The organism is Paenibacillus sp. FSL R10-2778, from assembly GCF_038593035.1.
In the GTDB taxonomy this organism is placed as follows: Bacteria; Bacillota; Bacilli; order Paenibacillales; family Paenibacillaceae; genus Paenibacillus_AQ; species Paenibacillus_AQ odorifer.
Map to the genome: position 1 here is coordinate 2,207,731 of NZ_CP151956.1, position 24,943 is coordinate 2,232,673.

The 24,943-nt window shown below is 47.6% G+C and carries 28 protein-coding genes, 2 tRNA genes and 1 riboswitch; of the genes, 25 read left to right on the forward strand and 5 right to left on the reverse strand.

The features are described from left to right. Positions 1-35: 35 nt before the first annotated feature. The 4 genes from mutM to NST40_RS09585 all read left to right on the forward strand — a co-directional run bounded on the left by mutM (position 36) and on the right by NST40_RS09585 (position 2,916). Entirely contained in the window at positions 36-872 is an 837-nt protein-coding gene (gene mutM, locus NST40_RS09570) for a DNA-formamidopyrimidine glycosylase (protein ID WP_076124923.1), read from the forward strand. Positions 873-1,003: 131 nt separating this feature from the next. After that, positions 1,004-1,750, forward strand: a complete 747-nt coding sequence (locus NST40_RS09575; RefSeq protein WP_076124925.1) for a manganese efflux pump — start codon at positions 1,004-1,006, stop codon at positions 1,748-1,750. A 9-nt stretch (positions 1,751-1,759) separates the two neighbouring features. Continuing rightward, positions 1,760-2,356, forward strand: a complete 597-nt coding sequence (coaE, locus tag NST40_RS09580) for a dephospho-CoA kinase (RefSeq protein ID WP_076220141.1) — start codon at positions 1,760-1,762, stop codon at positions 2,354-2,356. Then, the gene (locus NST40_RS09585) at positions 2,353-2,916 is read left to right on the forward strand and encodes a lytic transglycosylase domain-containing protein (protein ID WP_076124928.1); all 564 of its coding nucleotides are present in this window, start codon (positions 2,353-2,355) and stop codon (positions 2,914-2,916) included. Before coaE ends, NST40_RS09585 begins: the two co-directional genes overlap by 4 nt. A gap of 84 nt (positions 2,917-3,000) precedes the next feature. Here the strand turns inward: NST40_RS09585 and NST40_RS09590 are convergent, their stop codons facing one another. Beyond that, positions 3,001-3,219, reverse strand: coding sequence for an alpha/beta-type small acid-soluble spore protein (locus NST40_RS09590; protein WP_036678974.1), 219 nt, complete (start codon positions 3,217-3,219; stop codon positions 3,001-3,003). Between the two features lie 164 nt (positions 3,220-3,383). On the opposite strand from NST40_RS09590, the gene nrdR reads away from it, so the two are divergent. Then, entirely contained in the window at positions 3,384-3,860 is a 477-nt protein-coding gene (nrdR, locus tag NST40_RS09595) for a transcriptional regulator NrdR (RefSeq protein WP_036678976.1), read from the forward strand. 445 nt (positions 3,861-4,305) lie between these two features. Further along, on the forward strand, positions 4,306-5,349 hold the full coding sequence (locus NST40_RS09600; RefSeq protein WP_342410621.1) for a tyrosine-type recombinase/integrase: 1,044 nt from the start codon (positions 4,306-4,308) through the stop codon (positions 5,347-5,349). Between the two features lie 323 nt (positions 5,350-5,672). Then, positions 5,673-5,891: riboswitch (cobalamin riboswitch) on the reverse strand. A gap of 207 nt (positions 5,892-6,098) precedes the next feature. Here NST40_RS09600 and NST40_RS09605 read toward each other — a convergent pair. Further along, positions 6,099-6,329, reverse strand: a complete 231-nt coding sequence (locus NST40_RS09605) for a helix-turn-helix transcriptional regulator (protein ID WP_341001913.1) — start codon at positions 6,327-6,329, stop codon at positions 6,099-6,101. Between the two features lie 255 nt (positions 6,330-6,584). Here NST40_RS09605 and NST40_RS09610 point away from each other — a divergent pair, with 255 nt between their 5' ends. The 15 genes from NST40_RS09610 (at position 6,585) to NST40_RS09680 (ending at position 19,937) form a co-directional block, all read left to right on the forward strand. After that, positions 6,585-6,803, forward strand: coding sequence for a hypothetical protein (locus NST40_RS09610; RefSeq protein WP_341001914.1), 219 nt, complete (start codon positions 6,585-6,587; stop codon positions 6,801-6,803). 3 nt (positions 6,804-6,806) lie between these two features. After that, positions 6,807-7,094 (forward strand): hypothetical protein, encoded by a 288-nt coding sequence (locus tag NST40_RS09615; RefSeq protein ID WP_341001915.1) that lies wholly within the window; start codon positions 6,807-6,809, stop codon positions 7,092-7,094. An 831-nt stretch (positions 7,095-7,925) separates the two neighbouring features. Next, complete coding sequence (locus NST40_RS09620) at positions 7,926-8,405, forward strand: hypothetical protein (protein ID WP_341001916.1); 480 nt, start codon at positions 7,926-7,928, stop codon at positions 8,403-8,405. 13 nt (positions 8,406-8,418) lie between these two features. After that, positions 8,419-9,402 carry a hypothetical protein gene (locus tag NST40_RS09625; protein ID WP_341001917.1) on the forward strand — a complete coding sequence of 328 codons (984 nt, stop codon included), beginning with the start codon at positions 8,419-8,421 and terminating at the stop codon, positions 9,400-9,402. Between the two features lie 78 nt (positions 9,403-9,480). After that, positions 9,481-9,705 carry a helix-turn-helix transcriptional regulator gene (locus tag NST40_RS09630; RefSeq protein ID WP_341001918.1) on the forward strand — a complete coding sequence of 75 codons (225 nt, stop codon included), beginning with the start codon at positions 9,481-9,483 and terminating at the stop codon, positions 9,703-9,705. Between the two features lie 59 nt (positions 9,706-9,764). Beyond that, positions 9,765-10,034, forward strand: a complete 270-nt coding sequence (locus tag NST40_RS09635) for a hypothetical protein (RefSeq protein ID WP_341001919.1) — start codon at positions 9,765-9,767, stop codon at positions 10,032-10,034. Positions 10,035-10,211: 177 nt separating this feature from the next. Beyond that, the gene (locus tag NST40_RS09640; protein WP_341001920.1) at positions 10,212-10,391 is read left to right on the forward strand and encodes a hypothetical protein; all 180 of its coding nucleotides are present in this window, start codon (positions 10,212-10,214) and stop codon (positions 10,389-10,391) included. A gap of 14 nt (positions 10,392-10,405) precedes the next feature. Continuing rightward, positions 10,406-10,861, forward strand: a complete 456-nt coding sequence (locus tag NST40_RS09645) for a hypothetical protein (RefSeq protein WP_341001921.1) — start codon at positions 10,406-10,408, stop codon at positions 10,859-10,861. Continuing rightward, positions 10,848-11,456 carry a hypothetical protein gene (locus tag NST40_RS09650; protein WP_341001922.1) on the forward strand — a complete coding sequence of 203 codons (609 nt, stop codon included), beginning with the start codon at positions 10,848-10,850 and terminating at the stop codon, positions 11,454-11,456. The genes NST40_RS09645 and NST40_RS09650 overlap by 14 nt, the downstream gene beginning before the upstream one ends. Before the next feature lie 597 nt (positions 11,457-12,053). Continuing rightward, positions 12,054-12,536 (forward strand): hypothetical protein, encoded by a 483-nt coding sequence (locus tag NST40_RS09655; protein ID WP_341001925.1) that lies wholly within the window; start codon positions 12,054-12,056, stop codon positions 12,534-12,536. A 10-nt stretch (positions 12,537-12,546) separates the two neighbouring features. After that, the gene (locus NST40_RS09660) at positions 12,547-13,206 is read left to right on the forward strand and encodes a hypothetical protein (RefSeq protein ID WP_341001927.1); all 660 of its coding nucleotides are present in this window, start codon (positions 12,547-12,549) and stop codon (positions 13,204-13,206) included. A gap of 65 nt (positions 13,207-13,271) precedes the next feature. Next, positions 13,272-13,505: a hypothetical protein gene (locus tag NST40_RS09665; RefSeq protein ID WP_341001928.1), complete on the forward strand. Its 234-nt coding sequence runs from the start codon at positions 13,272-13,274 to the stop codon at positions 13,503-13,505. Then, on the forward strand, positions 13,505-17,296 hold the full coding sequence (locus tag NST40_RS09670) for a hypothetical protein (protein ID WP_342410623.1): 3,792 nt from the start codon (positions 13,505-13,507) through the stop codon (positions 17,294-17,296). Before NST40_RS09665 ends, NST40_RS09670 begins: the two co-directional genes overlap by 1 nt. After that, the gene (locus NST40_RS09675) at positions 17,293-19,335 is read left to right on the forward strand and encodes a phage tail spike protein (protein WP_341001931.1); all 2,043 of its coding nucleotides are present in this window, start codon (positions 17,293-17,295) and stop codon (positions 19,333-19,335) included. The genes NST40_RS09670 and NST40_RS09675 overlap by 4 nt, the downstream gene beginning before the upstream one ends. Before the next feature lie 68 nt (positions 19,336-19,403). Further along, positions 19,404-19,937, forward strand: a complete 534-nt coding sequence (locus tag NST40_RS09680; RefSeq protein WP_341001932.1) for a hypothetical protein — start codon at positions 19,404-19,406, stop codon at positions 19,935-19,937. Between the two features lie 182 nt (positions 19,938-20,119). On the opposite strand, the gene NST40_RS09685 is transcribed toward NST40_RS09680, so the two are convergent. Further along, positions 20,120-20,473: a hypothetical protein gene (locus NST40_RS09685; RefSeq protein WP_341001933.1), complete on the reverse strand. Its 354-nt coding sequence runs from the start codon at positions 20,471-20,473 to the stop codon at positions 20,120-20,122. 148 nt (positions 20,474-20,621) lie between these two features. Between NST40_RS09685 and NST40_RS09690 the strand changes: the two genes are divergently transcribed. The 3 genes from NST40_RS09690 (at position 20,622) to NST40_RS09700 (ending at position 21,992) form a co-directional block, all read left to right on the forward strand. Next, positions 20,622-20,903: a hypothetical protein gene (locus NST40_RS09690; protein WP_341001934.1), complete on the forward strand. Its 282-nt coding sequence runs from the start codon at positions 20,622-20,624 to the stop codon at positions 20,901-20,903. 930 nt (positions 20,904-21,833) lie between these two features. After that, positions 21,834-21,909 (forward strand) — tRNA-Ala (locus tag NST40_RS09695). 10 nt (positions 21,910-21,919) lie between these two features. Continuing rightward, positions 21,920-21,992 (forward strand) — tRNA-Lys (locus NST40_RS09700). A 354-nt stretch (positions 21,993-22,346) separates the two neighbouring features. On the opposite strand, the gene NST40_RS09705 is transcribed toward NST40_RS09700, so the two are convergent. Next, on the reverse strand, positions 22,347-22,805 hold the full coding sequence (locus NST40_RS09705) for a MarR family transcriptional regulator (RefSeq protein ID WP_076191189.1): 459 nt from the start codon (positions 22,803-22,805) through the stop codon (positions 22,347-22,349). A gap of 165 nt (positions 22,806-22,970) precedes the next feature. On the opposite strand from NST40_RS09705, the gene NST40_RS09710 reads away from it, so the two are divergent. Beyond that, a complete protein-coding gene (locus tag NST40_RS09710) occupies positions 22,971-23,849 on the forward strand; it encodes an SDR family NAD(P)-dependent oxidoreductase (RefSeq protein ID WP_076276411.1) in 879 nt (292 codons plus the stop codon). Between the two features lie 333 nt (positions 23,850-24,182). Here NST40_RS09710 and NST40_RS09715 read toward each other — a convergent pair whose 3' ends face one another. Continuing rightward, entirely contained in the window at positions 24,183-24,755 is a 573-nt protein-coding gene (locus tag NST40_RS09715) for a TetR/AcrR family transcriptional regulator (protein ID WP_076184291.1), read from the reverse strand. Between the last annotated feature and the right edge of the window lie 188 nt (positions 24,756-24,943).

A 24,943-nucleotide genomic window follows, 5' to 3' on the forward strand; every position in this document is an offset into this window, starting at 1 on the left:
CATATCAGCTATAATGTAGTTGAGGTGAAGACATCATGCCGGAATTACCGGAAGTAGAGACAGTCAAGAGAACACTTAATGAGTTAGTTAATGGAAAGCAGATAGAGAATGTAACCGTCCGGTTGGCGCGGATTATTCAGCGTCCGGATGATATTCAGGCTTTTGCCCACCTGCTGGCAGGTCATAGCATTGTAAAAGTTGAACGAAGAGGAAAGTTTTTGCGTATTGTGTTGGATGGTCTGGTGCTTGTGTCACATTTACGGATGGAGGGCCGTTACGGACTTTTTTCAAATGATGACCCACTGGACAAGCATACACATGTGATTTTTCATTTTACGGATGGAACTGAGCTGCGTTACACGGATGTTCGCCAATTCGGGACAATGCATCTTTTTCAGATGGGAGAAGATCTTCAGCTGCCGCCTTTAAATAAGCTGGGGCAGGAGCCGCTGGAGCCTTCTTTTACACCGGAGAGGTTTAAGCAGATCGTGTCCGGTAAAAGCACCAAAATTAAATCGCTGCTGCTTAATCAGGAATATATCGTCGGCATCGGCAATATTTATGTAGATGAGTCGTTGCACCGTGCGGGTATCCATCCTGAAGACAGCGCCAAAGCACTCACGGACAATCAATTGGACAAGCTGCATCATGCTATTGTAAGCACGCTGGCCGAAGCGGTTAACGCCGGAGGTTCATCTGTTAAGTCATATGTTAATGGCCAAGGTGAGAGCGGTACGTATCAGCAGCAGCTATTGATTTACGGTCGTAAAGATCAGCCGTGTAGTAACTGCGGAACGATGATTGAGAAGACGGTTGTAGGCGGTCGTGGCACGCATTATTGTCCAAATTGCCAGCGTCCGACTGTTCACTGAATTTGTTGAAATAATAAGGTTGGCACCCACTACTTGTCCCGCCCATATACTGTGTGAAGAATGCTTAATAGAGAACGGAAGCTGAAACGATAAAATTTCAGTTTTCCGGTTCTACACAGGAGGGATTGCGGGTGCTCAGCCCATTATTTTCACTGCTATTGCTAGCGTTTGCCTTGAGTTTGGATGGTTTTGGTGTAGGAATTACATATGGGCTGCGTAAAATGAAAATACCACTGCTCTCCGTTCTGATTATCTCGCTCTGTTCGGGGGTAGTTATCTGTGTATCGATGCAGGTTGGGGTTTTGCTTGCCAAGGTAGTGTCTCCGAATGCAGCTTCTATAGTTGGTGCGGTTATACTTGTGCTAATGGGATGCTGGTCGCTTGTTCAGATGCTGATGCAAAAAGAGAAAGATGCAGATGGCGGACGTAAAGCTGAAACGGTAGATAAGGGCTCATTTTCCGAGCAGGCTTGGGCAGAGGTAGCTGCTGATTCTGAAGCGGGTACAGAACCTGTTATGAATGATGAACCGTTGAAATCAGCTGTTTTTTCACTTGAGCTTCGCCGTTTGGGGATTGTAGTACAGATCTTGCGTACCCCGTCTTCTGCGGATATGGATGCCTCAGGAAGCATCTCTTCGATGGAAGCGATGATACTGGGGATTGCGCTCTCTCTGGATGCTTTTGGGGCTGGACTTGGCGCAGCGCTGCTTGGCTTCAATCCGATATGGACATCACTTACAATAGCTTTGTTTAGTGGTACATTTCTATTGCTGGGTATGAAGACTGGACTTAGATTTGCCGGGAACTACTGGATGAAGCATGCTGCCGCATTACCAGCGTTATTATTAATTGCAATGGGAATACTGAAGCTATTATGAGGTGAGTACATGATTATAGGCTTAACCGGAGGAATCGCATCCGGAAAAAGCACAGTGTCTGCACTGCTTGTGAACAAGGGAGCGAGGCTGGTTGATGCCGATGTGATCGCCAGAGAAGTTATGCTTCCCGGGCATGAAGTGTTGGCGGCTGCTGCTAAGCAATTCGGAAAAGAGATCCTTTTTCCGGATGGAACACTGAATAGGGCCAAATTAGGTGAAATCGTCTTTCAAGATCCTGTGGCCCTGCAAACCTTGAACAATTTGACGCATCCTGCTATCCGGCAGGAAATCAAAGACCGTATGTACAGCATGGAGCAGGAAGAGCCGAAGCGGCTTATTATTGTGGATATTCCGCTTCTTTTTGAATCAGGGCTTGAGACCCTGTTCCATGAGATTGTAGTAGTCTACGTTCCCCGTGAAATGCAAATTGCTCGATTAATGGAACGTAATAGGCTCTCTTTAGAAGAAGCAGAAGCGCGATTGAATGCACAGATGGATATTGAGCAGAAACGTAATAAAGCGGACTACATCATCGACAACAGTGGCGATCTTGCGTACACTGAGCAACAGGTTGCTGTGTTTTGGGACAGGCTGGGTTTATCATGAAATGGCTACGTAAAAAAAGAGTACTGCTTCTGCTATTTGTGGGTTTTACGGCAATATTGTTTCTGAGTACTAACTGGATGTCGTGGTTTTATCCCATCCATTTTAAAGATGAGATTCGCAAGCACAGCATCACTTATGAGATAGACCCGTTTCTTGTAACCGCGATTATTCGTGTAGAAACGAACTTTAAAACTGGACGAGAATCCAAAAAAGGCGCACTAGGGCTGATGCAGCTTATGCCGGATACCGCGAAGTGGGCGCTGGAAAAGGCCAAGCTTCCAAACGTATCTATGGAAGAACTCAAGCATGAGCCTTCGGCTAATATTGAACTGGGTACATGGTATCTTTCAACTTTATCCCGTCAGTTCGAAGGTAAACGTACAGCAATTATCGCAGCCTATAATGCTGGGCCCGGAAAAGTTCAACGCTGGTTGGACGAAGGGGTCTGGGATGGGACAGATGCAACCATTAAAGATATTCCCATTGGTGAAACCAGGCATTATGTACAGCGCGTTAATTATTACTATGATCAGTACACGGACATTTACAAAGAATTTTAATTTCTACCGTGTTATGTATAAAAAGAAGTATTAAACGACCTGTAGGTCGTTTAATACTTCTTCAAAAAGCTTATGTTGGTCAGGTTATTTGTATTGACCTGCCAGTTGTTGTTCTGCCAGGGTTACAAGACGTTTAGTGATGTAACCACCGATCGAACCATTTTCATAAGAAGTTTTATTGCCTTGGTAACCATCTGGGGAAAGCGTGATTCCTAGTTCTTGGGCAACTTCGTATTTAAGTTGTTCCAAGGCACCGCGGGAATTTGGAGCTACAAGGTTATTGGAGTTGTTGCTTTGGCTCATTGCTGTTCACCTCCTCTGTTGGTAACTGTATTATGTGCCGGACTTGCCATTATCATTACAAGAAAAAAACGGTGATTTCTGGAAATAATTAAAAAGCCGTTCAAAAGCCGGATTTATAACGTGCCGGGACCCATACCATTATGTAATAGGAAGTGATGAAGCTTATGAAATGCCCTTACTGCGATCACACAAATACTAAAGTGCTGGACTCGCGACCAGCGAATGAAAATAAGTCAATCCGTCGTAGGCGTGAATGTGAGCGTTGCAGCAAACGTTTCACTACTTTTGAAATGATTGAAGAAACGCCACTCATTGTAATTAAAAAAGACGGCAGCCGTGAGGAATTCAGTCGTGATAAAATACTCCGCGGTCTCATCCGTGCTTGTGAGAAACGGCCGGTTTCTGTGGAACGTCTAGAAAAGATCGTGTCCGAGGTTGAGAAATCTTTGCGCGGCATCGCCGTTGCGGAAGTGGAAAGCCAACAGATTGGTGAATTCGTGATGGAGCAGCTCTACCCAGTAGATGAAGTGGCTTACGTTCGTTTTGCGTCCGTATATCGCCAGTTCAAGGATATTAATATGTTCATGAAGGAACTCAAGGGGCTGCTATCCAAGAGTACGGGAGAATTAGAGGGATTATAGGGTTTTGTCCAGTTAGGGCGTTACAGCCAATCCTAGGGTCTGTTAGGAGTGCTTGTACTGGTTTGTTTCCTCTGAGTTTTGAGCGGGGAATTTGAGTGGAAAAATGAATTTTAAAAAAAGTGTTGACATAGAGGGCGATTTTTTATATTATATAGAAGTCGCCTACGACGCTTGAGTTTATCGGAACAACTCAATTACGACCAAACTAAAATTAAAAAATGTGTGATTACATACATCTGAAATTTCAGTTTGGGGCCATAGCTCAGCTGGGAGAGCGCATCGCTGGCAGCGTCCTCGGCAAAATCCCGCAAATTACTCCGTATTTTGTACGGTGACTGTAACGTTGACTGTGCGCTGACATGCGCAGATATACGCTCCAATAAAACGAAGATATGCGTAATACAATCGGCTCTTTTCCGTAATAATACGGGAGGGGTTTTTTAGTTTGAGCGGAGATAAACGTAAGGGTCGTGTAGTTAAGAATGAACGGACATCAGAGCGGTTACGCTATTCACTCGACTACTTATTCGATTACTATTACCAAGCGAAGAAGTCGGAGGGGCGCGCAGTTAACACGCTAAAGACTTACGAGCAGAACTATGGTTACTTCTGCGAGTTCTTGGATATGCGTGGGATAATAAAAGATATCCGCAACATTACCATTGAAACGGGCCGCGAGTACATTATCTGGCTCCGCGATGAGAAACCGAGATTTAGCGAGAAGTGCAACGTTCCAGAGTCGGCGCGGACAGTGGGTCTTTTGCCAAAGTCAATTAATACCCGAGTCAAGAATATGAAAACGATGTTTAAATTTTTGAAGGATGAGGATGTCATTGAGGCGGACCCGTTCGTCTATTTAAAAAATGTTCAAGATATCGGCCGGGACATTGACGTTCTTACGGCAGATGAGTTGAGTCGTCTCATACACGCGCCAAATCAGCGCAAATATAACGAGTTTAGGGATTACGTGGTGTTGAATTTATTAGTTGACGGAATGTTTCGCGTTGACGAGGCGCTATCTCTGAAAAAGACTGATGTTGACCTGACCGCCTGCTACGCTTCGTTACGCCGCGAAATTACGAAGTCTCGTAAGGCGCGCGTTGTTCCGATCACAAAACGGACGGCGAAGTTGTTACAGGATTTAATACGTGAGACTACGGAATTTGACAGCGAGTACATTTTCCTCAATAACTATGGCGATCGACTAGTCCCGAACCATTTCCGCCACCAGCTCAAGAAATACGCAGACAGAGCGGGCATAGAAAAGCGAGTCTATCCGCATTTACTGCGGCACTCAGGGGCTACGCTGTTCCTTGAGGAAGGGGGCGCGCAACATCATTTGCAGGTGATCCTCGGCCACGCAGACAGCCGAATGACTACGCACTATACGCACCTATCGAACAAGAACGTTAAAAAGAATCACGATGAGTTTTCGCCGATCAATGCTGTTATTAGTAAGGCGGAAAGGCCGCGTAAAACCAAACGTTAGCACGCAAATAAACAGCGCCAGTCTTATCGGAATCAATCCGTTAGGGCTGGCGCTTTTTTTTGTTATCGGAGACGTGACGGTCTTTATTAAGACAATAGTGGGGCTTACAATTTTACTAAAGCAATTACAACTCCAAGTATACCAAAAATGATCATTGCCGTGAGTTCAATAACCTTTAATATAATATCTAGCTGCTTTGTTGTCATCCAAAGGTCTCCTTTCAGAAAGACATAAAAAACACTCCCTGTTATGGAGAGTGTTGATTAATCTACTATTTGATTGAAAATCAGCCAGTAGACTACCAACACAAATCAAACCCATAAAGGGTTAATCAATGTGTAGGCAGGTCTCCTGGCTTCCGTAAGATCTCCTAGCGCCTTCCCGAGGGTTCGTTACCTCAGTAGCATATGCAAGGGGATGTGGTCCTTCTAAGTGAAGGCCGTCCGGTTACAGTGGCGGGACCGCAGCGGATTTTCACCGCACTTCCCTATTAAGCTCTAAATCCGATAAAGGATCAAAGCGCCTAAATCACTATATTTTGTTGTCGTAAGACCATCTTAATATGTAAAACTTTGTTAGTCAATGATTATTATTCGTAGGAAGCCAGTAGAGAGCATCACAATTCACAGCAAGCTAACATACACCGCATGATCTGCCTGCGTAAGCCTTTGAATTAGCGCGTCTAGCCCTTCGGGAGTATTAGCGCTAGGGTACGAAGGTAGAACGGCTAATTTGCGGTGATCTTAACACTATTCGGCGCTATCCTTTTCGGCGAGTGCGAAGTCTATCAACAGGCTGATATCCGTAATTTCTAGAGCATGTGCGATTTTCTCTAGCATTTCTAAATTAACTTCTTGGCGGTTAGGGTTGCACAGCTTAGATATCCTTGCTTGTGCTATTCCGGTAAGTCCTGACAGCTCTACTTGTGTGATTCCTCGTTCTTTTAATAGTTCTTTAATTTTAAGTTTAATTTTTAACATAGAAAAGCCCCCTTGACATATTATGACCCTAAGCGTATATTGTGAATATGACCATAAGCGTATATTAACAAACAAAGTATACTACCTATTTACAGAAAAATCCACAACTTTCTGCTTATTTGTTATGCGCAAAAAAGGAGGTAGGGAAAGGTGTATCGAGCCGGCCTACTAATCGAAGGAAGGTTATATGTAAGGACGCGTAGAGGGAATTTGATCGCATTACAATTATTAACTCAAATTTAAGGGGGACTATTTATGAAAAAGATTAAATTTGACGGTTGCGACACAATCGTGATTAAGGACAACTTGGTCGTTATTCTCGATATTGAGGCGGAGTGCACGATAATTACAAAGATCGACGGGGATAGTTGGACAGGAATCCACTTCGAAAGTCCGATCAGCGTTAAAGGGTTACATAAAATATATACCGCCGAAAATGAGTTAGATGTCTTAATTGCGGCATTGGAGGGGTAGCCGATGGATCGCGTAAAAGTAACGAAGTATATAAAGGACCTCGACGTTGTGGGAGTGACGTCAGCCGTAACGTTTGAAGCGCTATTAATCGGAAACTCAACCGCGATAACCGTCGATAACTTCTGCGATAAAACCTACGTAATGGCAGAGCGGATAGAAGAGATAAACGGAGAGTTACGCGTATGTGATGGCCCCGGAAGCCACCTCTACGCTATTAACTTGAACGGGACGTATACGGTGCGGGATATCGCGAGGATGTCCGCAGTTGATTATATGATGGCCTGTATCTAATCGTATATAGCGCCAAATATATACGGTAAGTATCATCCGGTCATCTGGCACCAACAGGCGACCGGGCCTTTGCGGGCTACGGGCAGGTCCGCGAGGGCAAATTCGAAGCGGAATATTTATTTTTAATGCAAAATGTTTACAAACGCTATATATTGGGTTATTTTTATTTAACAAAACGATATGTAGTATATACGGGCGCTACCGGAAGACGGATGCGTCCTTTTTATGCGCTAAAGGTGCGAGAAGGTGCGGAGCCTTTATAGATTAACGAGAATGACGCATGTACCAGTTTGTAGAATTAATGTCCCCATCTCTAGTATAGGCATTTTATTTTCCGCAGATGGTGCGGGAAGCCAAAGTCATTACGAATATATTCGTATAGTGGGTGCGAATCGCTTGAGGACGTCGGCGTTATCTATATGGCGTATGTACGGAATGCGATCGACCCACATTATATTAATTGAAAGTGGGCAAACCGATAGGCGAGCACGTAGAAATAGTTAGGGGGCGATGTGACAGCTTAAAGTAAGCTTAGAAAGCACTAACCCCCAAAGATACTTAAATAACCTCCAAACTTACTTGCGCACACCCCCCAATAAGTCTTGGTGTATTAAGAGTTACTAATAAGATTTATCTACTAAGACTTATATTTCGGCACCTGAAATAGAAAGAGCCTATTTCAGTTACCGGATATGCGTAGATAAATATATAGACAGGTTGGGGGATATATAGGGATTTAGTGCGCAAGAGAAAAAGAAAAACAAAAGGAACAGATTTACCCGCCCCCAAAATCGTTTAGGGGGTTTACTTCACTAAAGAGGAGGAAATGATTTGAGCCAAAAGCCCTTTCAAGCTACCACCTTCGTTCCGTCCGCCCGCGCCTTTCGTACCCTCTACGTCTATCTACCGGGGTTCACGAATAATCACGTTGCCCTTTATGACATTCTTTATCACTACTGGAACGCTTCCGAAGGCTACGCATGGCCGCCACATGCCCTGCTTCAAAAAGAAAGTGGACTTAGCGACCCTACCGTGAGCAGTTGTTTAAAGTTCTTGGAAAAGTACGGACTTATCCGAGTTTTAACTAATCCGTCCGGCCAAAACAAGACGTACGACTTATTCCCTCTGATTGAAGACGAGGCGTTCTTTTGGGCGAGGTTTCCGGAAGCCCTCGAAAACAAGCGGAAGCGTGACGCAGCGATTGACGCACGCGCCGCACGGCCTAACAGAGCGCAGAGACGCGCCAAAGCTGCACGAGAGGTCGCTCTACCCGTTGCCGCCGGAATGGAAGATCTTGCCCAATACCTTTAAGGAGGAAACCATTATGCAAAGCACCGCACACAAGCTGCCCGAGAATCAACGTACACAACTGACCGTGATCACGCCGTATCCTCGCGTAAATGACTTCTCCGCTGTACAAGAGCCGTCCGGTTCCGCCAGTGACGCCTTCCCGAATCGGAAGCGCACGGATTTCCGCAGATACGCAGACCAACCGCTTAAACTCCGTATTCGTTCGGCGGGCCGAATGGCTGCGGCTATTCTAGGGTATCACCACTCGCAGCATGTCGGAGGAGACGGCCGCTTCCTTACGGGTACGGAAAAGCAGCGCCTTGAACGGATGGCTGACTACATGCTCGCGGAGGATCACGCACTCGGCCTAACTATTCTACGCGATCCATACGACAAGCCTCGCGACGTTGACGTTATCATTCCGCCGGGCGAGGGTGCCCTGGCTTTTATGGAAGAACGCGGACTTAGCATTTACTGCCTGGCTGACGCGGAAGCGGTAGCGGACGGCATACGGGTTAAGGTCTGCCGAACGTGCGAGTATCCGTTTGAAGATCGCAGCCCCGGGCGGAACAAGCGAGATTGCGGGGATAGTTGCCGTACGTTCGCGAAGAAACTGTCCGCGAGGCGTGGGCGTTACGGATCGGAGGAATTGATAGGCGAGCGTAGCCGGATGCACCTACCTTATCCGTTCTACAATCCGCAAGAAATGTACGAAATTGAGAATCGTTCGGAGCGCGCTTACGGAGGATATGAAAAGCTTAGCGGGATAGATGCGGCCAAGAAGCGCAAAGAGACACACGGTAAAAAGAATACGGTTCAACTCGTAGATAAAAAGGGAACGGAGGATAACGGATACCTCGACGGGCGGTACGGATGGCAGAGTGATCGGAACGCGTGGAAGGGAAAAACGTCGCCTATATGGTGGGGTCCGGTTGTGTCGTATAACCTGCGTGACCAAGCGTTGACGGAGAGTTTCGTAGACTGCGAATCCTCGTACACTGTCCACATCTCCGCCTAAGAAGGGAGAGGTACACAGTCCCAACTATTCTATTTATTACGTTTGCGTTATCTCTAATAGATTAAGGGGGTTTGTGATATGGACGGAGAGGGTGTCCGTGGTATTCGGATAATGGCCGGCATGACGCAGGCTGCTTTCGCTGATACGTTGGGCGTTAGTCAGGCGCTTGTGTCTGATGTGGAGTGCGGTCGTCGTGCGGTGTCACGAGATTTACGGATAAAAATCGCGCAGGTGTTCGGAACAGGCGACGACGTAATGACGGCTATTCAACGTGCGAAGGAATCCGGTAAGTTAGCGCTCTAGGGCGCTTTTTATTTTGACAAATTACTTTATCGCTTTTAAGCGCGAAAGGGAGATGCAATATGCACATTGTCCACGAATTGAATATCGAAGGTGAAACGGTGAACGAATGCGTCAGCGTATACGATTCGGCCGCGTCAGTTAAGCCGCGCGAGTCATTTCCGCGTTCATATCCGGTGAATCTCTTGCGCGATCCGTTCCAATCCGCAGCGGAATCGTTATCTATTGGCGCAGCAAGGGCGCAGAAACTCGATAAGAATGCGCGCTTAACCTTCTCGTCCAACGTACCGAAGGTCGCGGAGATGTTTGCGGAGGAGTGGGCGCAAGGATGAGTGAACGCCATGAGGATGCGCGGCTTTACTGTTCGTATTATAGACGGGACAGCACCTGCGCGCTGCTGCACGGCATGTCGAAAACGGATAAGCGATGCAAGGTAATGCGCGGAGAGGATTCGATACCATGTCGATATCTAAATAATTTCGTAGCTAGACGATAAGGAGCGATGAACCGTGCGTAATAACGTAGTAATAGTAGACATAACGCCGATCGGTCATAACCGGATCGTGACATTAGCGAACACACAGACGGGACAGCGCCGGACTCTACTTTACGGAGATAGCGTGACTGAACGCTCAATACGGTGGCGAGCGCCTAGTCTTTGGAAGACGGCACGGCCAATAAAAGCATAGGGAGGGGTCGTCATATGTCGCCTTTATTAATCGCGGAGTACCTGCCATTCGAGGGTATTACGCTTTTTTGCGTTGATATCTACGGAGAGGATGGCCAACTTATACAGCCGTTTGTGCTCGCGATATCAGACCCAAGCCTCTGTATATGTGCTATGCGGGACTTTGCGGAAGAACGCCATATTGACACATTCGACGTATGGACGTCTGACCGTACGTTATTCGGCGCGTGCATAGGTGAGCCTGGAATAACCGTATTCGCTAAGCATCCGAGCGATACAGTTACGGCTGCGCGCCGCCACGTCGAGAGTGATCCGGATATATTTCGTGAGATGTACGTGCCGCCGCTGGAGTCCGTCGAAGAGGAAGCGCCGAAGTTACCGCCGTTACCGAAATGGCGCGCGTGGATAGTTGAACAAATTAGAAAGCTGTTAACCAAAATTGAGAGGGCGGATAAGTATGAAATTTACTAAAATTGATGATTTTCAAAGAGAGCAGGATGCAGTATCAGGCAAGCGGGCGGGCATCCAGCAAGCAAGGGACTCAGCATTCGAAAAAGTCCAGGCACTCAAGGCGGAGTACTCCGCAACTATGACGCGTTCGTTTGAAACTGGCGCGGATGTTACGGCTAAGCTTGACAGTTTAAGCGATCAACTCTCGGCAGCAGAGAAGGAATTTCGCCGTAAGGATCTCGCAGTTACAATGAGCGCCGGAGCTAAAGGGAAGATGCCGCCGGACGAGGTTATGCTTGCATGGAATACGGAGTATATGCCGAAATACCGCGCGGAAGTGTTCGACCCGTTGGCCGCTGCGCTTGTAAAGGCTCGAGATGAATATTACCAAGCCTATGCTGCGTGTGCCGCGTCTGTTCAAGCGCTCGATAATGAACGGCAGAGCGTTATTTATACGCTTGATCCTAATTACGGATTAAGTAATCGTTACATTTATAAGCTGAATGGACCGGATTTTTTCAGTAAGACGGCGCGCTACGTTATCAAGTCGGAGGATATTCAAAAGCTCGCAAGCGGTGAAAAGCCGGATAACGCGGGTCTGAAAGGCGGTGCGTAAGTATGAAATTTTCTAAACTTCGCGAGATGGAAAAGCTCTCCAAAGGATACCCGCTGAAAATGGGCCAGTACGTAGCGGCAAAGCGTGAGTACGACGAAACAGTCGCGGTCATGTTTACGAAAGATTTGCGTTCCAATTCGTCGGCAGCCCAAATGAGGGATACGTTAAGGACGCGGAAGCCCATGCAGCCCAAACCGGAGACGCTGACGACATTGCCCGCGCAGCTATTCTGCGCGATCGCTACGAAGCTTACGAGGAAGATAAGACAGCACATACGGATTTACGTACGACAAAGGACCGCCTGCGTGATAAGTTGCAGAGAGGCGAGGCGATGACACCTAGTGATGTACGAAACGCATGGAGGGTCGCGAAGCTTAACTCGACGGTTGCGAACGTTGCATTGTTCTCCCAGGTTAAGTATGAACAGCAAAATCCGTCAGAACGACCGCCGGCGCCCGAAGTCGTAAAGGTAACGGTTGAGGACGTGGAGGCAGCGAGGGCAGCGGCACAAGCCAATCCGTCCGCACAAAACATCGCTCGATTTTCAACTGCGAAACGTGAGTATGCCGCACAAACGGAAGTAGGAGATGCCGAATAATGAAATACTCACTATATATTGCTGCCGCTGCTGATGATAAGCGCGCGGCTTATTCGTACGTTCTTGTTAACTACACAGGAATTATCGCAAAGGGGACGTACTTAACGGTCGGAGAACGCCGTTTTGATGATTCCTTTTGCGGACATGTCGCCTTGCAGCGCTCACTACGGGAAGCAGCACGGCAGGATGGCGTATTAGACGTTACCGTCGTACTTGATGCGGGAGGCTTACAAGAGGTCGGACTTGAGCTTATGGACGTAAGCCCGCCGCTATATCCTGCGTTGTGGAGAAATACGAAACGCGTTATGCAGCGCTTTAGTGAATGCACGCTTGCCGCTATGAAAAAGGACGACGAAATGACGCGAGAAGAGGCTTCGGTATTTGACGAATGTCTTGACGGGCTCGAACAATCGCGTACGTTCGGCGGCCGCCTACGGTTAATTCGGGATTGTCTGCTAGGAAAAAACAACATAATCAGATAGGGGATATGAAATGAAATTACCAGTTAAAGTACAAACGGCAGTCGATGCCTATAAAGATGCGACAGGAAAAGCTCAAGGTCTATCCACTACGCATAGCCAGCGTGCAGAGGAACTGCGGTCGGAGATCGCGGTTAAACGGGCGAAGCTAGACGCTGCGACTGACGCCTCACTAATGGACCCGACGCCCCAGAACGTTGAGAAAGAGAATGCACTACAACGCGAAATCGCCATGCTTACGATGGAAATGTCCGCAGCAGAAGAGCGGTCATTGCGTGTATTCGGAAGATCCTCGGCACAAATGGAAGTGCTAGCGAGGACAGCCGTAGAAACTGCGCGTGTTGAAGCTACCACCTACCATCAAGAACATTACGATAAGAAAATGAGCGCCGTTGAGGAAGCGAAATACGCGTATCTAAAGGCGCTAGTTGATGTTCATACGTTAGGTGAAGAAACTCGGGGGATTTTCCTAACGGCCGCTCAAGAAACGAATCCCCGTTTAGCGGAAGCCGGATATTCTGGACAGATTAGTGGACCGCATATCCCCGAACCGACGCTACATTACCGATCGGGCGTACAAGTCCACGGTATTTCTGAGCCGGAGATTACTCGCGCTTTAAAGTACGGGAAGATCCGGAAGGGTGACGTAGCCCCAGGGCGTGAAATCGAATAACGAAAATATCAACGAGAGCCGGCGCTTAATTGCGTCGGTTCTTTAATTTATAAGGGGGAACGTTAATGGACGAATTGTATCGAATTAGCCTCGCGGCGATCATCGGACAAGCGGAGCGTATCGCGCAAATTAAGGACGCAGAAGGAACGGACGAGGAGAAGCACGAAGCACTCCGGTACTCTATGCGCGGCATACTATTCGCGTTACAGAATATCGGCGTGATTCCGGAAACACTAGACGTAGAGGAAGACATCGCGCTTGACTTGTTAACGCCGATTCTGGCGGAGGTGTTGCGTTAATGACAACTGGTGGAACTAATGTAGGCGAGATACGCGCACGGATTACGCTAGAAATGGCGGAGTTTAGGCGTCAGATGGACGAAGCACGCCGCCGCATTCAAGACCTTGAACGGGACGGCCGTAGAAGTGCAGACGGTATGCGCGATCTATCCTCCGCAATGGCTGGAATCGGTGCTGGCGCTGGACTTGCGAAACTCGTGTCCGAGATGAAGCAAGCGGTCGACGCAGCTACGAAGCTATACAACGCGTTCCAAGGTTTAAACGCGGTTGCTAAGGGATTCGGTATACAGACGAAAGACGCGCAACAGGCCGCGCAGGACTTAGCAAAACGCGGATTCTTGTCTCTCACTGAATCGGTATTGGCGTATAAAACCGCTATGTCGACGGGGTTAGGGTTGGAGGAATCGACGAAGCTTATCAACTCGCTTGCAGATTCCGCAGCGTATAACCGTCAATCCTTCTACACAATGGGTGGCGCAATTCAAGCCTCATTGGACGGGATTAAGAACGGTAACTCAACACTTTCAGATGCGGTAGGCGTTACGAAGAACCTATCCGTGATGCAAGCAGAGTACGCGAGGACGATCGGAACGACAGCGGGTAAATTGTCAGACAGCCAGAAGATTCAGGCCGCGTACAACGGGTTTGTTAATGAAGGCGCGATATTCACCGGAAATGCGGACCAAGCAATGCAAGATTTCACCGGCACACAAGCGCGGTTCACTGCTGCGACTGATGAAGCTACAGTAGCTTTCGGACAAGCATTTACGCCGCTGTTTAAAACCGTACTCGAAACGCTGACGCCGACAATCATTGCGCTGGCTGAATTCACAACCGAGAATAAAGCGCTTGTATCCGCTGCCGCTGCGAGTTCGGTCGGCGTATTAGGGCTCGTTGCAATTCTCGCGACAGTACCGCCGGTGCTTAAGCTTATTGCTACCGGTTTAAAGGCTATGAAGGTGGCGGCCGGACCTATCGGCTGGATTACGCTAGCCGTCGGAGCATTAGCGGGAGGTTTCGCCTACCTAAAGACTGCGCAATCAGAAGCCGCTAATGCTACGAAGGAACTTGCGAAGGCTCAGTCCGATCTTAACGCGGTATTAAATAAGCGGGATATTGATCGCACGTCTGCGGATGTTGAAGAGTTGAAGGCGAAAACGGAGGAGCTAACGCCTGTCCTCGCGGAACGCGCGCGGCTACAAGAGCGGTTAAACGAGCTTCAAGCGGCCCAAAAGGCAGGAACAGCACTTCCGGAAATGTATACGGAACTTCCCGATATTATCGATGCAATCAGCATACTCGACGATAAGCTCGAAGATCTCGGTTACACTGGCGTAGAGAATGCGACGCAGAAGCTCGGAGAAATGAACGCGGTCATAGATAAAGGTGTTATCGCGCTATCCGCTCAGGATAAAGCGGAGTATGCCGCGCTCGCTACGAAGAAACAGACGCTAAAGGAAATGTCCGCAATGGCTGCAGAGTTTAAAACGCTCAACTCTGCGCAGGAGCTCGACGCATCGCAGAAAAGCCGCCTCGTTGATATTACGCAGAAGTTAGTCGAGCAGTATCCGGAATTGAACGCTCAGCAGGGCGAGGATGGAAGAATTCGCGCTAGTAACATCGATGTAATTATCGACCAGATTGCGACGGATAAGCGTTTCACGGACATGGCCGCCGATAACAGCGTAGCGCGTATACGTAATTCCGCTAAAGAAAGTGAAGCGGTAGCAAAATCAATACAGACGCAAATTGATAACTACACGCGGCTAATAAAGGCTATGGCAGCCGTATCCGGGACAAAGGCAGGAACTTTTGAGGAAGATATGGCGGCAAAGGCGGAGGCTGACAAGCGCAAAAAATCGGGCAACGTTATGGACATCGTGACTAATGGCGCGCTGGAGATGATGGTGGGGTCCGGAGCATCTAAAGAACTTGAAAAGCAACGAGACGACGCGCTTAAAGAGCAGCAGAAGTATTCCGACGCAGCTCGTGATCTCGAAAAGCTGGCCGCCGAGGTTGAAACGGGAACCCAAACGTTCACGAAGGATATCATCGCCCCAGATGCCCCGAAAGCGGCGAAGGAGAAGAAGGAAAAGGCGGGTAAAACTCCGGCTGAACTCGCTGCTGAGCTACGCGAGAAGTTATACAACGCTGACCTAAAGACCGTCCAGTTCCAAGCGGATTTCTACGATATGACGGCGGATCAACAGATAGCGAAATACGATGCGCTTAAGAAGAAACACGCTACCTTTTTAAAGGAATCCGTAGACGATGCGCGGACTTTAGCTCTCCAGCTTAAGCGGCTCGGTGAGGACAGCGCTCAGTCACGATATGAATTCTCGACGACCGCGATCGAACAGGAAACACGTCGTATGGAAGACGCAGGCAAGACGGAACGCGAGATCGCTAACCAAAAGCTGTACCTGTGGCAAAACGTTCGTGGACGCTACGAAAAGGATTCCGAGTACTACAAGCAGGCGGATGAGCACGCACGTCAAGCCCGTAAGGACCTCGCGTCAGCTACGGTAAAAGAGACGAAGGATACCTATGATAAACGTGTGGATTTAATCGCGAAAGAAGTACGTAGGCTCGAAGACTCAGGCGCGGCGGAGGCGGATATCACTTCGTACAAAATCGAAGCCTGGACGAAGCTGCGCGCGAAGTATAGTTCGGATACTACGTTCTATGCGCAAGCAGATGAACAACTCTACCAATCGCGGAAGACACTTGTTACGAAGACGATAGACTTAGCGGATAAGTTAGTAGACGCGGAGAAAAAGCGCATTGATTCCGCTAAGAAAACGGAGCTCGCAGCGATTGAGGAACGCAAAAACGCATACGTTAGCGCACAGGATGCGAAGATTCAAGCGATCGAGGATCTCCTGGCGGCTGAAACGCAGGCTAATACAGACGTAGATTACGGTACGGCTCTGGCGGAGAAGAACAAACGTATTGCGGAGTTAGCTTCGGCAGTTGGTCCGGAGGGGATTGCTGAACGCGAGAAGACGATCGAGGAACGAGATAAGATGATTCTCGACCATGACCGCGACCTCCGTAAACGTGAACTGGAATCGCAGAAGACGGCGCTCCAAAAGGACAAGGAAACGCAGCTCACAGCGTATGAATCCGAAAAGAGCGCAGCCGAAGCGCAGTACGATGCGTTAAAAGCTGCATTCGATGCGTATAGTGGCGATATTAAAACGATCGAGGACGGAATTGCTGCATATCGCGTTAGTTCTAGCGGCTCGGCTAATACGCAGATTCTTGCGGAGCTCGATACGTTCGTAGCGCAATATAACGCGAAGATGGCGGCAGTAGCACAAGCGCAGGCAGCCTCGCAGAAGGACGCCGACCTCCAAGAATACAACAGCAACAAAGACGCGTTCACATCGGCTAAGGCTCGCGGAGATAAGGAGGAAATGGCGCGTTTAGCAGCGCGTAATGAATCCCTACGCAAGTTGTATGGAGTGACGTCCGACACTGGCGAGAAGCTGCAGCATTTTAGCGAGGGAGGAATCGTTAAGGGCGCACCTGGCGCGGCTGTACCAATTATCGCCCACTCAAACGAGTTAGTGCTCAACTCCGCCCAACAATCAGCGCTGTTTGATATGGTTGCGCGTCCGCGTATTAGTCCAGCTGCTCCGGTAGCTCCGACTTATATCACGCAGAATATCGACATGGGCGCGGAGAATGTTACGCTGACTGACCGTGCCGACGTAGGTATGTATTATGACGAGAAGGTGCGCGCTGCTTTAAGAATGCAGAACACAGGAGGGAAAATAACTGAATGAACCATTTAACGGTACATGACAAAAATAGAAGGCTCGTCGGACATTTAAGCTCTGCGTATGATGTTACGCGGCTCCGACGTATTAACTCAGACGATGCACTTACGTTCCTCGTCCCGATGACTTCCGTAGACTATATTGACAACATACAAGTTAAAGGCCACGTAATGGACGAACGCGGTCAATATTACGTAATTAACTCGCGTAAACGAATCCGTGACGACCGTAAGTTAACCGCGCAGATATCCTGCCAGCACGTTATGTTCAAGCTCGGAGATGTACGGATGCCTTACGATTCATATATCCGAGAAGCTTACGGCGTACACATTTCGCACCTATTAGATAAGATTAAGGAGGCCTCTCGGGGTCTCTTTTCTTTTGTCGTACATGATACGTTCGACCTTTTCGATGTAAAGGATTGGGGCCGAGGAACAGCGCTCCAAGCATTGAATGATACGGTGAGTTTGTACGGCGTTGAAATTGAACCGGACAATTACGTTATCCATGTTCGGAAGAAAATCGGCGATGCTAATTCCGCCCTACAATACCGCATCGGCAGGAATATCGTATCTTCAGAGTTTCAAGACGACGGTTCTGCGCTTGTTACTCGTATGTTTGCAACAATGAAGGACGATCGGACATGGATCGGTCAACCCGCGTCGATACTTACAGCGGAGGAAAGAGCTCGCTTAGAGTCGATACCTGGCGCTATAGTTGACGGGCTTTTACGAGTCAATTACCTCGTATCGCAATATGCGCCAGTATGGGCGAGCGATGGCCTTCCATATCTAGACGGGGAGATTACGGAACAGAACATAACAGACCCGCTTGAATTACTGACGAAGACTCGCGCATCCCTTGCGAAGATGGAGCAGCCGGTACTTGAGCTTTCGCTACAGGCAGCCGACTTGTACAAGATCGACGCAAATGAACTACGTCCCGGCCTAGGCGACACGGTTACTTGTGTTGATCCGGATATGGGGCTTACACACGTAACTGCGCGCATTATTGAGCTAACGGAATTCCCGTTCGCTAAAGACAAACACGCTCAAATTACGATCGCTAACGTCATGCGACGGGACAGCGCGCAGATCATGGCGGACTTAAATAAGGCGAAACAGGTCATTAACGACGTGACGAGCGGCGGTCGTATCCGCGCAGACGCATTCGAAGAGTTCGCGCGCCTTGCCGTTATCGACGTTAACGCGAGTAAGACGGAAATCAAGTACGATGAGCGCGGTATTATCCTGCAAAGTAAGGCGAATGCGAACGATCTCGTAGCGCTGACCTCAAACGGGATCATCGTATCAACTGACGGAGGTACAACGGCGCGAACGGCTATTACCGCGGCCGGAATCGCAGCGGAACAGGTTATCGGACAATTCGGTAACTTCGTGTCTATGTTGATCGGACAAGGCAATAACGTTGTTCAGATAAATCCGCACGGGATCGCGGCAGGACACGCCGCTTTCGAGAGTGCTCCGTTCCGTGCGTATATGAACGGCCACATAGTTGCTCGCGACATCGAACTAACCGGACGTATAGATAACAGCGAAATGTATTCGTCTGTCATTAACGCGGGGACGATTAACGGGGCGACGATTAACGGCGGAAGCATTAACGCGGGAACGGACATAAACGTTACAAGAGACGCTCGGATCGGAAATAATTTGTTTCTCGGGTTGACTGGTGCGGTGAATGACCGACGGATTGAGTTCGTTAAGGGTGGCGGATACGAGGCTTATATGGGGTTTACGAACAGTACAAGTCAACTTACAGTACGAGCGGGTAACGACCTTCGATTATCTAGCGGACTTTATATGACGTTAGAGGGAATGGTGATAACGCTTAATGGCGATAGCTACGTCGGATCAAGTACGCCGGGCAACCGTATCGTAACCGCCTCAGAACTTGACGATCTATGGGATGCAATCAACAGTAAAGCGAATATCTCACACAGTCACACCCTTACGTTGGCGAATCATAACCATGGTAGTACAACGCTCGTTCCATCGGGCGGCGGGACGTTCACAGTCTCTTAAATTATCTTTCATGTTGCGAATCTCTTGGGTATACTTGGAAGAACACTATACTTAGGGGGTTCGTACATATGAAGAAGAAAATAGTAGGGATAGTAGCGGCGGCGTTGTTACTTGGTGGTTCAATAGGATTCGCAGCGAGCTCGTCGTTAATCGGCGCTAAAGTTACCGGACTGTATACGATAAAGCAAGACGGAAAGAAGATTGCGGACGCTGCTATTATAAACGGATCAGCTTACGTACCAGTGCGCACAATGTCCGAAGCGACCGGAACGGGGCTGACGGTAGAAGGGAAGACGATAATATTGGAGAATAAGGAAACGGAGAAGCCAGCCGCAATACCCGAGACTGATACAACGGTTGAAAAGCCGAAAGAAACGACAAAGGCAAGCGCTAACGCTGATAAACTCCGGGAAAGATTAGCATCGGCAGAATCCCGCGTTCAAGTTCTCAAAGAAGCGATCCAACAGGCGGAAACTACTGTGGCCGACCTAACAAGCGCAGCAGACCAAGAGGCTCGCAAAAACTATATCGCTGATTTGAATAAACGCGTTGAGTTTACCGAAACAGAAATCGCGCAGCTTAAGGCGCAGCTCGGCGAATAAATATACGCTAGTTCAGCGTGAACCATACTACGGCCGCCTCCGGGTGGTCTTATTTGCTTACGGAAGTACTTTAGACACAAAGATAGCGCCTCCCCTTATATTAAGAGACAGCGCTATTAGGGCAGTAAGTACCGAGAACAGTTGAAATAATAAGGTTCGGGATAAGCCGCCAGTTATGTAATCTAAAAAGGAAGATCCATGTGCTCTAATTCCGACAAAATAGCGTCTCTAATGAACTTTTCTAAATCCAGATTAGGGTTTTTGTGAATACTTGCTAATATAGTCGCTTTATGCAAATTAACAACGTATCCTGCAATCTCTAGTCTGTATATATCAGTATTAGGAGTAAGTCTGAGAACATCTTTGTAGTTTGTCACCAGAGTGCTATTGTTGAACAACTCATTCATAGCGTTGATTATTGCCGGATGAACAGCGGCCTCTCTTTCTTGTTTAAGTCTTTTGTTTTTAGCTGCTTCTTCTTTATCAGAATCGTGCTTTTGAACGATTTCCTCAACCTTACTTACGAATTCACTCATACATCTACACCTCCAGTAATGATAGTTAAATTATACCATATGTATAAACTAAAAGGAGGACGAAGTTTTTGAAGAAATTATCCGAATCCGCTGCTCATACACATACCGTGCCTTTGTGCGGTCTATTTCTATTACCGAAGGGGATAGAATGACGTATAAGAAGCGTAAGAAGCGCGCACGTCCACCGCTGGACGAACGGCATTATATAGCGATAGAGTTACTTACGACAGTGCCTACGCCTAACCTCGACGATATAGCGCGGGCCTGTACGATAGATAGGCGTACACTATACCGCTGGCGCTTACGTAAGGACTTCGATAAGGAGATGCGTAGGAAGATGGAAGCGCGGCGTCCACGTATAAAGCGCAGACCGTTGCCTACGACCGTTGACGGAATCGAGCGCCTGTTTATAGATTGCGGATTCATGTAGAGTACGAAATTCGCGCGTGTAACCTTGCGTCGGATTGATTCACAACGAAACGGAAGATAACGTAATCGCGCGTAAACGTAAGCGTGACGGAGATAAGCGGGGATTATACGTAGGATATAACGGGACATAAAGCGTCCCGATTCTATACGTTAAGACGTTATTTCGTACGCGTGGGGGTTGCGGAAACCTTCGGATTATTTCGACTTTTCGCGACTATAGCGCGTTTCACCTGCACGGGGCTCCGGACGGACGGCCCCTCTGAAATTTTCGGGGGTCGCGTAAATCCGGTTCACTCCGCTGCATAAACGCATGTATATACGCAATCGGACTCCGTGTATAAATTGCCAGCGCTAGGAACGTGATAACTGCGCCATTCCTTACGGTTACGCGGTTTGCGGAGTCCGACCACTGGAAATGTATATGCAGCGTATAGGGTGCGTTTATGCAACGGATGGACAAACGTAGGCGGGGCGCGGGTTTGCGGCGATTTAGCGGAGCGGTTAGCAATCAGCGATGCGCTACGGAAAATGTATACCATATACATTACGATTATCCTACGCTTCACCGCGCTAAAATTACCCCAACGGCCTACTTAAAGTAAGCGACATCAGGACGCCGCAAAATCCGCAAATCATTTTTTAACTCGGGGTGTAACATCCGTTAAGGCTACGCTTTTTACGTTAAGCAGCGATGCGCTGAGCGCATATCCGTCTAGGAGACGTACGTGAACGAAGAACGGCGCTACATCAACGTTTCTCAGCAGCATAAAAATAAAATCGCAGATATACGCAAAAAAGACTTGCAGCGATGCGCTCCCGTGTGGTATATTAATTGAGCGGAAAGAAAACGAGCGGATTTGCAGGACGCTAGAAACCGTTGGTACGAGCGGGTTGTACGTTGACTGACCGTCGACTTGACGGAGTAATTCGCGGGGCCATAGCTCAGCTGGGAGAGCGCATCGCTGGCAGCGATGAGGTCAGGGGTTCGATCCCCCTTGGCTCCACCAAACATCATATGGACTCTTAGCTCAGTTGGTAGAGCAGTAGACTCTTAATCTATTTGTCCAGGGTTCGAGCCCCTGAGAGTCCATCCTAAAGAAACGGCAGAAATGCCGTTTCTTTGTTGTTTGGGGAAGAGTGACTTTTTATTTGGTTTTGATCGTGGTATAGTTTGGGTAGATAAAACGTACAATGCAAAGAGAGTCGTGCGGAAACACGACTCCCAGTGCAATAGCCGCTTTTAAGGGCGGCGGCTTCGGAAGTTTAGTCAGGAAATAGACCGCATTCCTTTGCGAGAGGGCGGTCTATTTCTTTTTGAGGTAGTTGAGCAATGCAATAATGAACATGCCGAACATGAACATCAATGACAATTGCTGGCTCCAATTACAGACAATCCATATCTAAAGAAACAGCAAGATGCTGTTTCTTTTTTTGTTCCCATTTATTAATTATCATTAAATCCATTAAACTCCTGAAGCATTTGAATAAAGGTTTCAAGCTGTTGATTATCCCATTGAGCTATGCGCTCATAAAATATGAATTCCTTATCCTGCAGCGCATCAAAGGTTTTTTGTCGTCCAAGTTCAGTGAGTGTAAGAAGGATGGCTCGACGATCATTAGGAGAGTCTTCTCTTCTAACATAACCCAAATTTTCGAGTTGCTTGATGAGACGGCTGACTGAACTACGATCCATAGCCGTTGATTCTGCCAACACAGAGGCGCTTGTTGGTCCATAAGAGTACAGCCAACGGACTATATGGAAAGCAGCAGGCTGTATAGATGAATCGAAAGCGGCAGCAGTTCTGACATTTAGGGCATGCGAAGCGCTAATGAGAGCACTAATTTGTCCACCTAGCTTCAGTTCTAATTGTCCTCTCAACGTGTCTTTACGTTCAGTATTCATTGTTTTAACCACCTACCCTTGTATTTTAAAGTTGTCATACATCTATTTAGTTGACATATGTCAATCATCAACATATAGTTGATATATATCAATTATATGATTTGGACAATACGCTGTCAAAATGAAATTGCCCCTGATGAATTCCTGATATAAAGGAGAATGTAGATGATGACAAAGCCGATTATTGTAATTACTGGAGCTACAAGCGGTTTGGGACAACTCGTTGCACTTGAAATGGCAAAGCAGGGTGCCCATCTTGTTCTAACTGCAAGGAGTAAAACCCGTTCGGAAGTAACTGAAAAAATGATAAAGGAGAGCGTACCAGCAGCCGAAATTAGTTTTTTCTACGGAGATTTATCTTCAATGAGGGATGTCACTAGGTTAGGACAAGAAATATCTAGTGTTTTTCCGAAGATAGACGTGTTAATAAATAACGCAGGGCTTCATGGGTTTGAACAGCGGATAACTGCCGATGGATTCTCAGAAATGATGGCTGTGAACTATTTTGCGCCATGGTTATTGACGCAAACCTTAGAACGTTCTTTGAGAGCAGCAGGAAATGCAAAAATTATAAATGTTGCTTCGGAAGCTTCACGCCGGCATGGAGTACTAAAGTTGCCAGAAGATTTGCTCAATACAGCTTCTTTTACTTCCAGAGGATCTTCTGAGATTTATGGGAAAACCAAACTGCTAAACATTATGTTTACCAGTGAGCTTGCACGCCGCTGGGCGGGAACGGGAATTCGCGTTCATGCATTGAATCCGGGCTTTAACGTTACAGGTCTCGGGCGTGAACTTTGGTTTTCTTCGATGCTTAAGCACTTATTGAATTTCTTTCGTATTGGCGATCCGCGTAAAGGAGCGGAGATCATTATTCGTTTAATGACCGATCCTAAGTATCAAGAGAGCAGTGGGGGATATTTTAACGTTGGGACAGGCAATCCCATTGTACCCGTACAACCGGGAGGAGATAAGGTAATGGAAAATAAATTATGGAACGATACGCAAGACATTTTGCAGCAGAAAGGTTTCTTTGGAAACTGATTTAATTAGTGAAACTAACCTCATGTCCGTTCGAATCACCCATTCATGATCCTGCGGACTGTATAGCTCTTATTTTCTTTATTTAGTGAAATTAGTCGAGTGATCGGACCGTAGCGCACTTATTTCCTCTCCAGTAGCAGTATTTTGCTTTGAAAAAACTAGATAAGTGCGTAGGAGTCCGATAGCTTGGGAAAACGCCCCATAATGAGAAAATAAGAGCACCTCGGTCCGTTGTATCTCAACATTCCGCCAGTCCGACATTTTATAGTACTACGATCAGAAATAGACCGATCCCTTGTGAGAGAGGGCGGTCTATTTTACCGTTACCGTTAGTTACCGTATTCCTTCAAAAGCGTATCTCACCAACTGCTGCACATAAGCATCGTCTATGGGTTGGCCGGTCACCAGCAAGCGGTAGAATATCGGCCCGTAAATAAGATCGGTAACTACTTCAATATCGAGATTATCCTTCAATTCCCCGCGCTGAACGCCCCGTTCCATAAGCAGCCGTGCCTCAAGCCGACGAGGCTGGAAATATCGGGTCCGATAAGCTTCCGCCAAGCCTGAATCCATCTGTCCTTCTCCAATGATCTCCGTAATGATTTTACCCTCTCGACTAATCAGGAACCGGGATAAGTTCGTTGCATGCATGAGAATATCATCGAATACTGAACCTGTGTCAGGTACGGGCAGTCTGTCCGCAGCGGAGGATAGGAATCCATCCATCACCACGGCAGCCTTGTTAGGCCACCATTTATATATCGTAGCTTTGCTGACCTTGGCACGATCCGCTATTTTTTCCACCGTAACTGCTCCAAAACCATTTTCCAATAACAAATCATAGGAAGCGGAAAGAATAGACTTCTCCGTCTCAACATTACGCGGACGTCCTCGTTTACTCTCCATCTGAAATCACCCTTTCGTTAATCTGTCTCCAATCAAAATATAAACTATACGTTCAGTATACTAAAAAAATCCGGGAAAATAAATGACCATCGCCTATTTACAAAACGATACGTTCAGTATATTATTTAAACATGAATTAGTGAACTGAACGTATAGTATTTAAATTATTATGACCATCTGAGGAGGAT

What these genes read in the sequence shown, in the direction of transcription:
- NST40_RS09690 (WP_341001934.1), top strand. Translation starts at nt 20,622, where the DNA reads ATGACGTATAAGAAGCGTAAGAAGCGCGCACGTCCACCGCTGGACGAA.
- NST40_RS09655 (WP_341001925.1), top strand. Translation starts at nt 12,054, where the DNA reads ATGAAATACTCACTATATATTGCTGCCGCTGCTGATGATAAGCGCGCG.
- NST40_RS09610 (WP_341001914.1), top strand. Translation starts at nt 6,585, where the DNA reads ATGAAAAAGATTAAATTTGACGGTTGCGACACAATCGTGATTAAGGAC.
- NST40_RS09615 (WP_341001915.1), top strand. Translation starts at nt 6,807, where the DNA reads ATGGATCGCGTAAAAGTAACGAAGTATATAAAGGACCTCGACGTTGTG.
- NST40_RS09685 (WP_341001933.1), bottom strand. Translation starts at nt 20,473, where the DNA reads ATGAGTGAATTCGTAAGTAAGGTTGAGGAAATCGTTCAAAAGCACGAT.
- NST40_RS09705 (WP_076191189.1), bottom strand. Translation starts at nt 22,805, where the DNA reads ATGAATACTGAACGTAAAGACACGTTGAGAGGACAATTAGAACTGAAG.
- NST40_RS09590 (WP_036678974.1), bottom strand. Translation starts at nt 3,219, where the DNA reads ATGAGCCAAAGCAACAACTCCAATAACCTTGTAGCTCCAAATTCCCGC.
- NST40_RS09630 (WP_341001918.1), top strand. Translation starts at nt 9,481, where the DNA reads ATGGACGGAGAGGGTGTCCGTGGTATTCGGATAATGGCCGGCATGACG.
- NST40_RS09680 (WP_341001932.1), top strand. Translation starts at nt 19,404, where the DNA reads ATGAAGAAGAAAATAGTAGGGATAGTAGCGGCGGCGTTGTTACTTGGT.
- NST40_RS09650 (WP_341001922.1), top strand. Translation starts at nt 10,848, where the DNA reads ATGAAATTTACTAAAATTGATGATTTTCAAAGAGAGCAGGATGCAGTA.
- NST40_RS09715 (WP_076184291.1), bottom strand. Translation starts at nt 24,755, where the DNA reads ATGGAGAGTAAACGAGGACGTCCGCGTAATGTTGAGACGGAGAAGTCT.
- coaE (WP_076220141.1), top strand. Translation starts at nt 1,760, where the DNA reads ATGATTATAGGCTTAACCGGAGGAATCGCATCCGGAAAAAGCACAGTG.
- NST40_RS09585 (WP_076124928.1), top strand. Translation starts at nt 2,353, where the DNA reads ATGAAATGGCTACGTAAAAAAAGAGTACTGCTTCTGCTATTTGTGGGT.
- NST40_RS09625 (WP_341001917.1), top strand. Translation starts at nt 8,419, where the DNA reads ATGCAAAGCACCGCACACAAGCTGCCCGAGAATCAACGTACACAACTG.
- mutM (WP_076124923.1), top strand. Translation starts at nt 36, where the DNA reads ATGCCGGAATTACCGGAAGTAGAGACAGTCAAGAGAACACTTAATGAG.
- NST40_RS09645 (WP_341001921.1), top strand. Translation starts at nt 10,406, where the DNA reads ATGTCGCCTTTATTAATCGCGGAGTACCTGCCATTCGAGGGTATTACG.
- NST40_RS09675 (WP_341001931.1), top strand. Translation starts at nt 17,293, where the DNA reads ATGAACCATTTAACGGTACATGACAAAAATAGAAGGCTCGTCGGACAT.
- NST40_RS09710 (WP_076276411.1), top strand. Translation starts at nt 22,971, where the DNA reads ATGATGACAAAGCCGATTATTGTAATTACTGGAGCTACAAGCGGTTTG.
- NST40_RS09660 (WP_341001927.1), top strand. Translation starts at nt 12,547, where the DNA reads ATGAAATTACCAGTTAAAGTACAAACGGCAGTCGATGCCTATAAAGAT.
- NST40_RS09605 (WP_341001913.1), bottom strand. Translation starts at nt 6,329, where the DNA reads ATGTTAAAAATTAAACTTAAAATTAAAGAACTATTAAAAGAACGAGGA.
- NST40_RS09635 (WP_341001919.1), top strand. Translation starts at nt 9,765, where the DNA reads ATGCACATTGTCCACGAATTGAATATCGAAGGTGAAACGGTGAACGAA.
- nrdR (WP_036678976.1), top strand. Translation starts at nt 3,384, where the DNA reads ATGAAATGCCCTTACTGCGATCACACAAATACTAAAGTGCTGGACTCG.
- NST40_RS09670 (WP_342410623.1), top strand. Translation starts at nt 13,505, where the DNA reads ATGACAACTGGTGGAACTAATGTAGGCGAGATACGCGCACGGATTACG.
- NST40_RS09665 (WP_341001928.1), top strand. Translation starts at nt 13,272, where the DNA reads ATGGACGAATTGTATCGAATTAGCCTCGCGGCGATCATCGGACAAGCG.